This is a genomic window from Enterobacter sp. WP_7_1 (assembly GCF_003688535.1).
GTDB classification, from domain to species: domain Bacteria; phylum Pseudomonadota; class Gammaproteobacteria; order Enterobacterales; family Enterobacteriaceae; genus Enterobacter; species Enterobacter asburiae.
Map to the genome: position 1 here is coordinate 267,665 of NZ_REFK01000005.1, position 14,439 is coordinate 282,103.

12 protein-coding genes are annotated in these 14,439 nt (G+C 56.1%); 8 read left to right on the top strand and 4 right to left on the bottom strand.

From position 1 onward, the window contains the following. Positions 1–993 carry an aspartate--ammonia ligase gene (asnA, locus tag BJ885_RS19925; RefSeq protein ID WP_121932539.1) on the top strand — a complete coding sequence of 331 codons (993 nt, stop codon included), beginning with the start codon at positions 1–3 and terminating at the stop codon, positions 991–993. Here the strand turns inward: asnA and viaA are convergent, their stop codons facing one another. Then, positions 994–2,445, bottom strand: coding sequence for an ATPase RavA stimulator ViaA (gene viaA, locus BJ885_RS19930; RefSeq protein ID WP_121932538.1), 1,452 nt, complete (start codon positions 2,443–2,445; stop codon positions 994–996). Next, the gene (gene ravA, locus BJ885_RS19935; RefSeq protein WP_047646769.1) at positions 2,439–3,935 is read right to left on the bottom strand and encodes an ATPase RavA; all 1,497 of its coding nucleotides are present in this window, start codon (positions 3,933–3,935) and stop codon (positions 2,439–2,441) included. Before ravA ends, viaA begins: the two co-directional genes overlap by 7 nt. 222 nt (positions 3,936–4,157) lie before the next feature. On the opposite strand from ravA, the gene kup reads away from it, so the two are divergent. From kup to rbsR, 7 genes are all read left to right on the top strand, one after another. After that, on the top strand, positions 4,158–6,026 hold the full coding sequence (gene kup / locus BJ885_RS19940) for a low affinity potassium transporter Kup (RefSeq protein WP_032662093.1): 1,869 nt from the start codon (positions 4,158–4,160) through the stop codon (positions 6,024–6,026). A gap of 197 nt (positions 6,027–6,223) precedes the next feature. Further along, entirely contained in the window at positions 6,224–6,643 is a 420-nt protein-coding gene (rbsD, locus tag BJ885_RS19945) for a D-ribose pyranase (RefSeq protein WP_121932537.1), read from the top strand. Between the two features lie 7 nt (positions 6,644–6,650). Then, a complete protein-coding gene (gene rbsA, locus BJ885_RS19950) occupies positions 6,651–8,156 on the top strand; it encodes a ribose ABC transporter ATP-binding protein RbsA (protein WP_023333912.1) in 1,506 nt (501 codons plus the stop codon). Between the two features lie 4 nt (positions 8,157–8,160). Further along, entirely contained in the window at positions 8,161–9,126 is a 966-nt protein-coding gene (rbsC, locus tag BJ885_RS19955) for a ribose ABC transporter permease (protein WP_006808742.1), read from the top strand. A 27-nt stretch (positions 9,127–9,153) separates the two neighbouring features. Continuing rightward, positions 9,154–10,044: a ribose ABC transporter substrate-binding protein RbsB gene (rbsB, locus tag BJ885_RS19960; protein ID WP_023333911.1), complete on the top strand. Its 891-nt coding sequence runs from the start codon at positions 9,154–9,156 to the stop codon at positions 10,042–10,044. Positions 10,045–10,150: 106 nt separating this feature from the next. Further along, positions 10,151–11,080, top strand: coding sequence for a ribokinase (gene rbsK / locus BJ885_RS19965; RefSeq protein WP_121932634.1), 930 nt, complete (start codon positions 10,151–10,153; stop codon positions 11,078–11,080). Positions 11,081–11,083: 3 nt separating this feature from the next. Beyond that, the gene (rbsR, locus tag BJ885_RS19970; protein WP_121932536.1) at positions 11,084–12,076 is read left to right on the top strand and encodes a ribose operon transcriptional repressor RbsR; all 993 of its coding nucleotides are present in this window, start codon (positions 11,084–11,086) and stop codon (positions 12,074–12,076) included. Here the strand turns inward: rbsR and mdtD are convergent. After that, a complete protein-coding gene (gene mdtD / locus BJ885_RS19975; protein ID WP_029741905.1) occupies positions 12,042–13,475 on the bottom strand; it encodes a multidrug transporter subunit MdtD in 1,434 nt (477 codons plus the stop codon). The genes rbsR and mdtD overlap by 35 nt on opposite strands. Then, positions 13,472–14,179, bottom strand: coding sequence for a FadR/GntR family transcriptional regulator (locus tag BJ885_RS19980; protein ID WP_023309775.1), 708 nt, complete (start codon positions 14,177–14,179; stop codon positions 13,472–13,474). The genes mdtD and BJ885_RS19980 overlap by 4 nt, the downstream gene beginning before the upstream one ends. Between the last annotated feature and the right edge of the window lie 260 nt (positions 14,180–14,439).

Sequence of the window (14,439 nt, forward strand, 5' to 3'; positions counted from 1 at the left end):
ATGAAAACCGCTTACATCGCAAAACAACGCCAGATCAGTTTCGTAAAATCCTATTTTTCCCGCCAGCTGGAAGAGAAGCTTGGCCTTATTGAAGTTCAGGCGCCGATTCTGAGCCGCGTGGGTGACGGGACCCAGGATAACTTGTCTGGATGCGAAAAAGCGGTACAGGTGAAAGTGAAAACACTGCCAGACGCTCAGTTCGAAGTGGTTCATTCCCTGGCGAAGTGGAAGCGTCAAACTCTGGGGCAACACGACTTCAGCGCGGGCGAAGGGCTCTACACGCACATGAAAGCTCTTCGTCCCGATGAAGACCGCCTTTCTCCGATTCATTCCGTTTACGTTGACCAGTGGGACTGGGAGCGCGTAATGGGTGATGGTGAACGCCACGTCGGTACGCTGAAATCCACCGTTGAGGCGATCTACGCCGGGATCAAAGCAACCGAAGCGGCCGTGAGCAAAGAGTTTGGTCTGGCACCGTTCCTGCCGGATACGATCCATTTTGTCCACAGCCAGGAGCTGCTGAGCCGCTTCCCGAATCTCGATGCTAAAGGTCGCGAGCGTGCGATCGCTAAAGAATTAGGTGCTGTATTCCTGATAGGTATCGGCGGCAAACTGTCTGATGGCAAACGCCACGACGTTCGCGCGCCGGATTATGATGACTGGAGCACTGCGGGTGAGGGCGAATTTGCCGGGCTGAACGGCGATATTCTGGCGTGGAACCCGGTACTGGAAGACGCATTCGAGCTTTCATCTATGGGGATCCGCGTGGATGCCGACGCGCTGAAGCGCCAGCTGGCGGTCACCGGTGATGAAGATCGTCTCAAACTCGAGTGGCACCAGGCGCTGCTGCGCGGTGAAATGCCTCAGACGATCGGCGGCGGTATCGGCCAGTCCCGTCTGACCATGCTGCTGCTGCAATTACCCCATATCGGTCAGGTTCAGTGTGGCGTCTGGCCGCAGCAGGTACGTGAAAGCGTCGGTTCTCTTCTGTAATTAACGCTGCCAGCGTCTGAGCAGGCGGCTACGCAACCCGGTATCAAAGCGCCAGATATGATCGAAGATGCGCATGATGCCGGGTTTTCCATGGGCTGACATCGCCACCGCGTGAAAACGGTGCTGATGCACCCGCTGTAACTCCTTCACCTTATTCACCACGTCATCCGGCAGCCGCTGGGCAATAAAATCGGAAATCACCACCGCGTCAGCGTCGTACCAGTCGCCGCCCTGCATACGCTCCACAATGCTGCGAAAGCAGCTGGCCAGATCCGTGCCGCCGCGAAAACGCTGGCTCAGGAAGCGGATTGCCTGCTCGATACCCTGCTGGTTCGTCAGCTCATAGCCCACCACCTCGCTGGAGAAGAGCATAATGAAGCAGCGACGGCGATCGGCGAGCGCTACGCGCATCAGTGCCAGACAGAACGCCTTCGCGCACTGCTCGTTAAACCCGCCCATCGAACCGGACGTATCCACGCAAACAATGAATGGCCCGCGCGGCTGTTCATCAAAATCCTGATGGACGACCGGCCGTTGGCTGACTTTCTCGCGCCAGGCTTCGCCGTGCAGTCGATAGGTGAGAAGCTGTTTTTCCACCAGCCGACGATAGAACTCATACTCCAGCTCGGTCATCCCCAGCGTGCTCAGCTCGGTCGGCAGCAGGCGCAAAATGTCATCGCTCTGCTGGAGCCCGTCGACCTGCTCCGGCACGGTAGCCGGTTCGCGCACCAGGGTGCGGAAGGTTTCCATCGGGGCATCTTTCTTTGGGACCGATTTTGCCTCCCTTGAGCGACCCAGCTGTTCTGCAAGCTTCATCAGCTCCGGCTGCTGCGTTAGAAAGTCGCCGTACTTCACGATCAGCTGGTAGTCACCGCGCTTCAGCTGACCGGCGCTCATATCCCACAGACGTCCGGCGGCGTTTTCATTCTCCACCAGCACCTGTTCTAGCTGGCCGCTCAGCGTCATCCGTTCCTGAACTTCACTGAGCAGCTGTTCACGCTCTTCATCCAGCAGCTGCTGGTTCAGCGTTGTGGCCTGAACCACCAGGCTGAGGCGCCAGCGCTGTAAGAAGAGGGTATGCAGTGCGGGTGTAAAGGTGGCGTTATCCGTGACCAGCGCCCGGGCCTGGCTGGCAAACGGAGAGTGGACGTTATCGAGCAACGTCAGGGTTTGCGGGAGCTGGACGATAAACTGCGACGTGGAAAGCCGCTGGCACTGCTGATAGCAGGCCACCTCTTCCGTTAACTCAGGAGGAACTTCGGTCTCCCTGAACCGCTGACGCAAATTTTCTCGCCAGCGGGGCAGGTCGTCGATCATCGCCTTTTTAAGCTTCGGAAATTTTTCGAAGAAGGCCGCCAGCTGCGGTGATGCCAGGAGGGTAATAACCACCTCCTCGATCAGACCTTCCTCACTGACCGCCAGCATGACGTTAAGCGTATCCAGCGTTAGCATTGACGCGCCTGTTTGATCTGCGCGCTGACGTCCTGCAGGCTGGCTTCGATGCGACCTAACCAGTCGCTATGAATAAAGAGGCATTTTTGCTGCTCGCTAAAGCGGGTGTGCTGCTGATGCCATTCGGTATCCAGCGCTTCCAGCTGCTGCTTGATCTCTTCCGGCACGCTATCCGAAGCGGTTCCCGGAAGCGCAAGACGCGATCCCTGGAGGCTGACGTCGCGGATCACCAGGTGCTGGCTGCTGTCCACTTCCATATTCAGCGGCTGCGCGAAACCAATGCCGTTGAGCTTTCCTCGGATCTCTCCGCCCTTATCCAGCCACTGCGCCAGCGCCTCGCGCTCAATCGTAATGTGCACCACCTGCATATCATGCAGTTTAAGCGGCTGCTGGAGCAGCAGCGTTAGCGTTGTGCCGGTCAGATCCGCGGGAAGCTCGTAGTGCGGTTTGCGGGCGAACATGCCCCCCAGGCGGTTCACTTTCAGCGCGGTTTTATCACTTTGCTGCTGCTGGAGCTGGATGCGCCGCTGGGCAATAGCCCCCAGCTGGTTGAGCATTGCCTGCTGTCCCCAGGCGTGTCCGGTCATCAAAACGTCAAGCTGCTGCTGCATCAGATTCATGCCTTCTGCATCGTGCCAGAGGCAATCTTTCAGCAGGATCAGATCGATTGGCGCGACGGCATCACGGCCGCTGAACAGGGCGCTCGCCTGCAGCAGGCGGATCGCTTTTTTCCACCGGCGATCGGAGACATAGGGTGCTGAGGGGATGAGATCAAGCTGCTGGCGCAGCAGATAGATCAGCTCGAATACGGCGTCTGGCAGTTTGATTTTGCCGATATCCTGCTGCCACTGGTGATACTCCTCATCCGTCACCTGCAGCGAAGCGGATACCGGGTTTTCACTTTCATCCTGCTGGCTGACCAGCATGGAGCGGAAGTTGGACTTATCCTGCACTTTGTCCAGCCACAGGCGGATAAGCATACGGTCATATAGCGCTTCCAGACTGCTGTCGGCTTCAGGCAGTTCGTTAGAGGCGGCCACCAGCAGGCGCATCGGGATTTTCTCTTCACTGGCGCCGTTACGGAATCGACGTTCGTTTATCGCCGTGAGCAGCGTGTTCAGAATAGCCGGCCCCGCTTTCCAGATCTCATCAAGAAAAACAATCTCAGCCTCAGGCAGATACCCCGCCGTCAAGCGCTCATAGCGCCCCTCATCTTTCAGCGCCTGAATGGAAAGCGGGCCAAAAACTTCTTCTGGGGTGGAAAACCGGGTCATGAGATATTCGAAGGCGCGGGCGTTCTGAAAAGCAAATTTGAGCCTGCGGGCGATCAGGCTTTTGGCAATGCCCGGCGGTCCCAGCAAAAACACGCTCTCACCGCTCAGCGCCGCCAGTAAACAGAGGCGAATGGCGTGGCTACGCTCGAAAAGGCCTTTCTCCAGCGCGCTGCTGAGGCGGGAAATTCTTTCTGCTAATAAATGTGAGTGAGCCATAATAGTTTTGCATCCTTTCGCCGTCGTGGCGGCCAATTGAAGCGAGTATAGACGTTTCAGTCAGGGCTGGTAATAGACTGAAGTGCGGCGCAATTTTCTTTGCGCTACATTAATGCGGTTGCATTTAGGGGTACGATTTTGCAATGAATCGTGCATACTGTGCGCTTTTTGTGGGCCAAGGGACCGGGAACACATTTGTTATTTAAACGAAAAGACTAGTCTATGAGCACTGATAATAAGCAATCATTACCCGCAATAACGCTTGCGGCGATCGGGGTTGTCTACGGTGATATCGGCACCAGCCCGCTTTATACGCTTCGTGAATGTCTGTCCGGCCAGTTTGGTTTTGGTGTTGAACGCGATGCCGTGTTTGGCTTCCTGTCCCTCATTTTCTGGCTGCTGATCCTGGTAGTTTCCGTTAAATATCTCTCCTTCGTTATGCGTGCTGATAACGCAGGTGAAGGTGGGATCCTGACCCTGATGTCTCTTGCCGGGCGTAATACCTCGGCCAGGATGACCTCGGTGCTGGTCATTATCGGCCTGATTGGCGGCAGTTTCTTCTACGGGGAAGTGGTGATAACGCCGGCTATCTCGGTGCTGTCGGCGATTGAGGGGCTGGAGATTATCGCTCCGCAGCTCGATTCATGGGTGGTTCCGCTGGCCATTATTGTCCTGACGCTGCTGTTCATGATCCAGAAGCACGGCACAGGGCTGGTGGGCAAACTGTTCGCGCCGATTATGCTGGCCTGGTTCCTGATCCTGGCGGCGCTTGGCTTGCGCAGCATTATCGCGAACCCGGAAGTGCTGCATGCGCTGAACCCTTACTGGGCGGTGCATTTCTTCCTCGAATACAAAGTGGTTTCCTTCGTGGCGCTGGGTGCCGTCGTGCTCTCCATCACCGGTGTGGAAGCGCTGTATGCTGACATGGGCCACTTCGGGAAACTGCCTATCCGCGTGGCATGGTTTATTGTGGTGCTGCCGTCGCTGGTGCTGAACTACTTCGGTCAGGGCGCGCTGCTGCTTAAAAACCCGGAAGCGATCAAGAACCCGTTCTTCCTGCTGGCACCTGACTGGGCTCTGGTGCCGATGCTGATCCTGGCGACGCTGGCGACCGTCATTGCTTCCCAGGCGGTGATTTCCGGCGTGTTTTCTCTGACGCGCCAGGCCGTGCGTCTTGGATATCTGTCACCGATGCGCATCATCCATACCTCAGAGATGGAGTCGGGCCAGATCTACATCCCATTCGTTAACTGGCTCCTCTATTTCGCTGTTGTTATTGTTATCGTCAGCTTCGAGCACTCCAGTAACCTGGCGGCGGCGTACGGTATTGCGGTAACCGGTACGATGGTGCTGACATCGATTCTCTCCACCACGGTAGCGTACCGAAACTGGCACTGGAATAAATTCCTCGTGGCGATGATTCTGGTGGGCTTCCTGTTTATCGACGTGCCGCTGTTCTCAGCGAACCTCGACAAAATTGTCTCCGGTGGCTGGCTGCCGCTGACGCTGGGTCTGGTGATGTTCATTGTCATGACCACCTGGAAAAGCGAGCGCTTCCGCCTGCTGCGCCGCATGCACGAGCACGGGAACTCTCTTGAGGCGATGATCGCTTCTCTGGAGAAATCCCCGCCGGTCCGCGTGCCGGGTACTGCGGTATATATGTCTCGCGCGCTGAACGTCATTCCGTTCGCGCTGATGCATAACCTCAAGCACAACAAAGTGCTGCACGAGCGCGTGATCCTGCTGACGCTGCGCACCGAAGATGCGCCGTATGTCCACAACGTGCGCCGCGTGCAGATTGAGCAGCTGTCGCCGACCTTCTGGCGCGTGGTGGCAAGCTACGGCTGGCGCGAAACGCCAAACGTGGAAGAGGTGTTCCACCGCTGCGGCCTGGAAGGGCTGAGCTGCCGGATGATGGAGACGTCGTTCTTTATGTCGCACGAGTCGCTGATCATCGGCAAGCGCCCGTGGTATCTGCGCCTGCGCGGCAAGTTGTACCTCATCTTGCAGCGTAATGCCCTGCGCGCGCCTGACCAGTTTGAGATCCCGCCTAACCGCGTGATTGAGCTGGGAACGCAGGTCGAGATCTAATCCCTTCTGAAAATGCCGGGTGGCGCTTCGCTTACCCGGCCTACCAAACCCCTCGCCAACCCTCAATAATTGTCTCTGCATTTCACTTAGCGAAACGTTTCGACGTCGATCACAAATCTGTTACGTCATGATGGTTTTCTGAACATTCTTGAGATTAAACTGATGTCAGCGAAACGTTTCGCTAGTGGAGCAAGAAAATGAAGAAAGGCACGGTACTCAACTCAGAAATCTCATCGGTTATTTCCCGTCTTGGGCATACCGATACGCTGGTGGTTTGCGATGCAGGCTTACCGGTTCCGCGCAGCACAATCCGTATCGATATGGCGTTAACGCAGGGTGTACCCTCGTTCATGCAGGTACTGGAAGTTGTGACGGCGGAGATGCAGGTTGAGGCAGCCATTCTCGCGGCGGAAATCAAACAACATAATCCGCAACTCCACGAAACGTTGCTCAGCCATATTGAGCAACTGCAACAACACCAGGGAAACACCATAGAAATTCGTTACACGACGCACGAACAGTTCAAACAACAAACCGCAGACAGTCAGGCGGTGATTCGCAGCGGGGAGTGTTCCCCGTATGCGAATATCATTCTCTGTGCTGGCGTCACCTTCTGAGGCCATCATGGACGCATTACTGCAACTCAAAGGGATCGATAAGTCGTTCCCGGGCGTAAAAGCCCTCTCCGGCGCGGCGCTGAACGTCTACCCCGGGCGCGTGATGGCGCTGGTGGGCGAAAACGGTGCTGGCAAATCCACCATGATGAAAGTGCTGACCGGTATCTATCAACGCGATGCCGGTTCACTCGTCTGGCTGGGGAAAGAGACCACCTTCACCGGCCCGAAATCCTCTCAGGAAGCGGGCATCGGCATTATTCACCAGGAGCTGAACCTGATCCCGCAGCTCACCATTGCGGAAAACATCTTCCTCGGCCGCGAGTTTGTTAACCGGTTCGGCAAAATCGACTGGAAAACCATGTATGCCGAAGCGGACAAGCTGCTGGCGAAGCTGAACCTGCGCTTTAAGAGCGACCGTCTGGTAGGCGATCTCTCCATTGGCGATCAGCAGATGGTGGAAATTGCCAAGGTGCTGAGCTTTGAGTCGAAGGTCATCATTATGGATGAACCGACCGACGCCCTGACCGATACCGAAACCGAATCCCTGTTCCGCGTGATCCGCGAGCTGAAGTCGCAGGGGCGCGGGATTGTCTATATCTCTCACCGCATGAAAGAGATCTTCGAAATCTGCGATGACGTCACCGTCTTCCGCGACGGGCAATTTATTGCCGAGCGCGAAGTGGCGACGCTGACCGAAGATACGCTCATCGAAATGATGGTGGGACGTAAGCTCGAAGATCAGTATCCGCATCTGGATAAAGCGCCGGGTGAGATCCGCCTGAAGGTGGACAACCTCTGCGGTCCGGGCGTGAACGACGTGACCTTTACCCTGCGCCAGGGCGAGATCCTGGGCGTGGCGGGCCTGATGGGTGCCGGACGTACCGAGCTGATGAAAGTGTTGTACGGCGCACTGCCGCGCACCAGCGGTTATGTCACTCTCGACGGTCATGAAGTGGTCACCCGCTCTCCGCAGGATGGCCTGGCGAACGGCATCGTTTATATCTCCGAAGACCGCAAACGCGACGGCCTGGTGCTGGGGATGTCAGTGAAAGAGAACATGTCCCTGACCGCGCTGCGCTATTTCAGCCGCAGCGGCGGTAGCCTGAAGCATAAAGATGAGCAGCAGGCGGTGAGCGATTTTATCCGCCTCTTTAACGTTAAAACCCCGTCGATGGAGCAGGCGATTGGCCTCTTATCCGGCGGTAATCAGCAGAAAGTGGCGATTGCGCGCGGGCTGATGACGCGCCCGAAAGTGCTGATCCTCGACGAGCCAACCCGCGGCGTGGACGTGGGCGCGAAGAAAGAGATCTATCAGCTGATTAACCAGTTTAAGGCCGACGGTCTGAGCATCATTCTGGTCTCTTCCGAGATGCCAGAAGTATTAGGCATGAGCGATCGCATTATCGTCATGCATGAAGGGCATCTCGGCGGTGAATTCACTCGCGAGCAGGCCACCCAGGAAGTTCTGATGGCTGCCGCTGTGGGCAAGCTTAATCGCGTGAATCAGGAGTAAGAAGATGACTACCCAGGCTGTTTCTGGTCGCCGCTATTTCACAAAGGCATGGCTGATGGAACAAAAATCGCTGATTGCCCTGCTGGTGCTGATCGCGATTGTGTCCACCATGAGCCCGAACTTTTTCACCGTTAATAACCTGTTCAACATTCTGCAGCAGACGTCGGTGAACGCCATTATGGCGGTCGGCATGACGCTGGTGATTTTGACCTCGGGTATCGATCTGTCCGTCGGTTCCCTGCTGGCGCTCACCGGTGCGATCGCCGCTTCGATTGTCGGCATTGAAGTCAACGCGCTGGTGGCCGTGGCCGCTGCCCTGGCGGCAGGCGCTGCGATTGGTGCCGTAACCGGCGTGATTGTCGCAAAAGGCCGCGTTCAGGCGTTCATCGCCACGCTGGTGATGATGCTGCTGCTGCGCGGTGTGACCATGGTTTACACCAACGGCAGCCCGGTCAATACCGGCTTTACCGATAACGCCGATCTGTTTGGCTGGTTCGGTATCGGTCGCCCGCTGGGTGTTCCGACGCCGGTCTGGATCATGGCTATCGTCTTCCTGGCGGCGTGGTACATGCTGCACCACACCCGTCTGGGCCGTTATATCTATGCGCTGGGCGGTAACGAAGCGGCAACGCGCCTTTCCGGTATCAGCGTTAATAAAGTCAAAATTATCGTTTACTCCCTGTGCGGTCTGCTGGCGTCACTGGCAGGCATCATCGAAGTGGCGCGCCTCTCCTCCGCGCAGCCGACGGCGGGTACGGGTTATGAGCTGGATGCTATCGCGGCAGTGGTTCTGGGCGGTACGAGTCTTGCGGGCGGTAAAGGTCGCATTGTTGGGACATTGATCGGCGCACTGATTCTTGGTTTCCTGAATAATGGTTTGAATTTGTTAGGTGTTTCCTCCTATTACCAGATGATCGTTAAGGCAGTGGTGATTTTGCTGGCGGTACTGGTAGACAACAAAAAACAGTAACTGACGACACTACAGGACATCTTAGATATGAACATGAAAAAACTGGCTACCCTGGTTTCTGCTGTCGCGCTGAGCGCAACCGTAAGTGCTAACGCCATGGCGAAAGATACCATCGCGCTGGTTGTCTCTACTCTGAACAACCCGTTCTTCGTCTCCCTGAAGGACGGTGCGCAGAAAGAAGCGGACAAACTGGGCTACAACCTGGTGGTTCTGGATTCTCAGAACAACCCGGCGAAAGAGCTGGCTAACGTTCAGGACTTAACCGTTCGCGGCACCAAAATTCTGCTGATCAACCCAACCGATTCTGATGCCGTAGGTAACGCCGTGAAGATGGCAAACCAGGCGAAGATCCCGGTAATCACCCTTGACCGTCAGGCGTCTAAAGGTGAAGTGGTCAGCCACATTGCCTCTGATAACGTGCTGGGCGGCAAAATCGCGGGTGATTACATCGCGAAGAAAGCCGGCGAAGGCGCGAAGGTTATCGAACTGCAGGGGATTGCCGGGACTTCCGCAGCTCGCGAGCGTGGTGAAGGCTTCCAGCAGGCTGTGGCTGCACACAAATTCAACGTGCTGGCCAGCCAGCCGGCAGACTTCGACCGTACTAAAGGTCTGAACGTTATGCAGAACCTGCTGACCGCGCATCCTGACGTGCAGGCCGTGTTCGCACAGAACGACGAAATGGCGCTCGGCGCGCTGCGTGCCCTGCAGACCGCAGGTAAATCTGATGTGATGGTTGTCGGATTTGACGGCACGCCGGATGGTGAAAAAGCAGTAAACGATGGCAAACTGGCTGCGACCATCGCTCAGCTGCCTGAGCAGATTGGCGCCACTGGCGTTGAAACTGCCGACAAAGTGCTGAAAGGCGAAAAAGTTCAGGCCAAATACCCGGTTGACCTGAAGCTGGTCATCAAGCAGTAAAAGGCGAATCAGGCAGTCGCTGGCTGCCTGAGGGACACCAATAAAGAAAAGTGTGGCATACGCCACCGGGTAACACCGGTGGCGCTCTCAGATGGACAACCCAACCATGAAAACCGCAGGCAACCTCGTCGTCCTTGGCAGTATCAATGCCGATCACATTCTTAACCTTGAATCGTTCCCTACACCGGGCGAAACCGTCACGGGTAACCAGTATCAGGTGGCATTTGGCGGTAAAGGTGCCAACCAGGCCGTCGCCGCCGGTCGCAGCGGGGCGAATATTGCGTTTATCGCCTGCACGGGTGATGACGATACCGGTGAGCGAGTACGCAAACAGCTGGCGAGCGACAACATTGATATCGCACCGGTCAGCGTGGTTGCAGGGGAATCGACCGGCGTGGCGCTGATTTTCGTCAACGCTGAAGGTGAGAATGTTATCGGTATTCATGCTGGCGCTAACGCTGCGCTGACGACGGAACGCGTAGAAGCGCAACGTGCCATCATCGCCGGAGCGGAAGCCCTGCTCATGCAACTGGAGTCACCGGTTGAAAGCGTGCTGGCCGCCGCGAAAATTGCGCATGAAAATCATACCACTGTCGTACTTAACCCGGCTCCAGCCCGTGTATTATCAGACGAGCTGCTGGCGCTGGTGGATATCATTACGCCGAATGAAACCGAAGCCGAAAAGCTGACGGGCTTTTGCGTAGAAAATGATGACGATGCCGCACGCGCCGCGCGTGCACTGCACGATAAGGGCATCGGCACCGTGATTATCACCCTTGGTAGCCGTGGGGTGTGGGCAAGCGTCAATGGCGAAGGCCGCCGCGTGCCGGGCTTTAAGGTCAAAGCGATTGATACCATCGCGGCGGGAGATACCTTCAATGGTGCACTGGTGACCGCGCTGCTGGAAGGCAAGAGAATGGATGACGCTATTCGCTTTGCACACGCTGCTGCCGCGATTGCGGTGACGCGCAAGGGCGCACAGCCTTCCGTTCCGTGGCGTAAAGAGATAGATGAATTCTTAAGTCAGCAGGGGTAACGCTTGGCCACAATGAAAGATGTCGCCCGCATGGCGGGCGTTTCTACCTCGACGGTCTCTCACGTTATAAACAACGATCGCTTCGTCAGCGAGGCGATTCGGGAGAAAGTCGAAGCTGCGGTAAAAGAACTCAACTATGCGCCGTCTGCGCTGGCGCGCAGCCTTAAGCTCAACCAGACGCGCACCATCGGTATGCTGATCACCGCCAGTACCAACCCCTTTTATTCAGAACTGGTTCGCGGCGTGGAGCGCAGCTGCTTCGAGCGTGGCTACAGCCTGGTGCTGTGTAATACCGAGGGCGACGAGCAGCGGATGAATCGTAATCTGGAAACGCTGATGCAAAAACGCGTCGACGGGCTATTGCTGCTCTGCACCGAAACGCACCAGCCCTCGAAAGAGATTATCCAGCGTTATCCTTCAATTCCTACCGTGATGATGGACTGGGCGCCGTTCGACGGAACCAGCGATCTCATTCAGGATAACTCCCTGCTGGGCGGTGATATGGCGACTCAGCACCTGATTGATAAAGGACACACTCGCATTGCCTGTATTACGGGGCCGCTGGATAAAACTCCGGCGCGTTTGCGTCTGGAAGGGTATCTCTCCGCCATGGAACGAGCGGGGCTTGCCATTCCTGATGGCTATCGAATCACCGGTGATTTTGAATTTAACGGCGGTTTTGAGGCGATGCAGAAACTGCTGGCGCAAAAGCCGCGTCCGCAGGCGGTGTTTATTGGTAACGACGCGATGGCGTTTGGTGCCTACCAGGCGTTGTATCAGGCGGGGCTACGCGTGCCTGAGGATATGGCGGTGATTGGCTATGACGATATCGAACTGGCCAGCTACATGACGCCGCCGCTGACCACGATCCATCAGCCAAAAGATGAACTGGGCGAGCTGGCCATCGATGTGTTGATCCACCGTATGGCGCAGCCCACGCTGCAACAGCAACGCCTGCAGCTTACTCCTGTTCTGATGGAACGCGGTTCGGTTTAGCTTTCTCTTTGTGACGCTCTTTAATCAGGTTTCGGCCGTCTTTCGGTTTTAACAGCATAAATACCAGCGCCGATACCACGGTAAGTGCGCCCATGGTGATAAAGGTATAGTGGAACTGCTCAACGGTATTCGCGCTGTCAAAACCTTCATAAAACCGCAGCACCGCTGCACTCACGGCAACCCCTAAACTGATCGACAGCTGTTGCGTTACCGCCAGCACGCTGTTGCCGCTGCTGGCGTTCTCGTCAGTCAGATCGGCGAGGGTGATGGTGTTCATCGACGTGAACTGCGTCGACATCGCCATGCCCAACACAAACAGCGGCAGGATCAGCATCCAGACGGGTAACGCGGCGGATTGCAGCGAGAACTGCGCAATCATCAGGCCGATAAAGACCGTCACGCCGACCAGCGTCTTACGATAGCCAAACCAGCGCAGCACCTGCGTGACGGTAGATTTTGCCAGGATCGAGCCCATTGCCGTGGGCGCCATCATGCAGCCGGCAATCAGAGCCGGGTAGCCGAAACCCACCTGCAGCATCAATGGCATCAGGAACGGTACGCAACCCGTCCCCAGACGAGACGCAATGTTCCCTGCAATCCCAACGGAAAACGTTCGGGTGTTAAAGAGCCCCAGGGAAATTAACGGCGTCGGGTGACGGCGCGCGTGACGTATATAAAGAAGGAATAAAAGAATACCGCCGAGGATAACGGAGAGCGCTAACCACGTCGCGACGATCTTCTCGCCAAACAGCTCCATTCCGCTGGAAAATAACACCAGGCTCAGGCCAAACAGGAAAAAGCCGCCCATGTCGAAGCTGCGCCTTGGCGTGGTGAAGTTCGGCATATATTTGCGGGCATACAGCAGCCCCGCAACGCCAATTGGAATATTAATCAGGAAGATCCAGTGCCAGCTTGCCCAGGTGACAAATACGCCACCGAGTACCGGGCCAAGAATCGGGCCGACCAGGCCCGGCATGGTGACGAAGTTGAGCACGGGAAGCAGTTCGCTCCTGGGGTAGGCTCGCAGCAAGGCAAGACGCGCCACCGGCATCATCATCGCGCCGCCAATGCCCTGCAATACGCGAAAGATAACCAGCTCCGTTAAGGATGAGGAGAGCGCACAGGCCAGCGAACCGAGCGTAAAGAGCGTTACGGCCAGCATGAAAACTCTGCGGGTGCCAAAGCGGTCGGCCAGCCAGCCGCTGACCGGAATTAACATTGCGACCGTCAGGGTGTAGCTGATGATGGCGGACTGCATCGCCAGCGGCGAGCGGTTAAGGCTTTGCGCTATAGCGGGAAGCGCTGTGTTGAGGATGGTGGCATCCAGTGCCTGCATAAAAAACGCCATGGCTGCAATCCACGGCAATCCGGCCATGCTGCGCGCTTTTTTGTTTGTCATTTATTTACCTGCTGGTGGGTTGGCGCGGCCAGCAGTGCCTGGCACGCACTCAGGGCTCGCTGCCCGTCGCTTTCCTGGATGGCATCTACTATCGCCTGGTGCAAATCCAGTTTTACCACTTCGTTTTGTGTAATAGAGGTAAAGTAGGTGTGATACACCGAATGAAATAAAGAGGCAAAAGAAGTGAGAAACGGATTGGCGCTCATCATATAGATGTGTTCATGCCAGGCCATATCGACCTCAACCCAGCGTTCGCGGTTGAAGTGTTTTTTCAGGAACACCATCTCTTCCATCAATGCGTTAAGCTGCGCTTTCTGCTCTGCCGTTCCTAGCGTGGCGGCAAGCAGACATGCCTGAGGTTCAAGGCTGCTGCGCATCACCAGAAAGTGATCGACGACCTGATGAAAGTTATCTTCCGTCATCCACCAGGAGAGCAGCTCCTGATCGAGAAAATTCCAGTTACTCTGTGGCATCACGCGTGTGCCAATGCGAGGGCGTGGAAGCACCATACCTTTTGCCGTCAGAGTTTTCACCGCTTCGCGAACGGCGGTACGGCTCACCCCAAACTGCTCACCCAGCTCCATCTCACCCGGCAGGATGCTGCCCGGGGCATATTTACCCGCTAAAATCCGCTGAGCCAGCTTTTCTGCCAGCACGTACGACAGGTTTTTTTGGGCGGCCAGCTGTTGTGCGCTTAATGGCATCGCTTTTATTCCTTAAAGATTCATGCTGATAATTATGCCACCTCGAATGTGATTGTGGTTGCAGATACATCAAATAGAACAATTTGTAGCTTGATTTCACCTCTGCTGGTGAAAAAAAACGCGGATGGAAACTTTTTTTAAATTTCCTCTTGTCACGTCGGAATAACTCCCTATAATGCGCCTCCACTGACACGGAACAACGGCACACACGCCGCCGGGTCAGCAGAGAATAGCGAAAATAAACGCTTGACTCTGAAGCG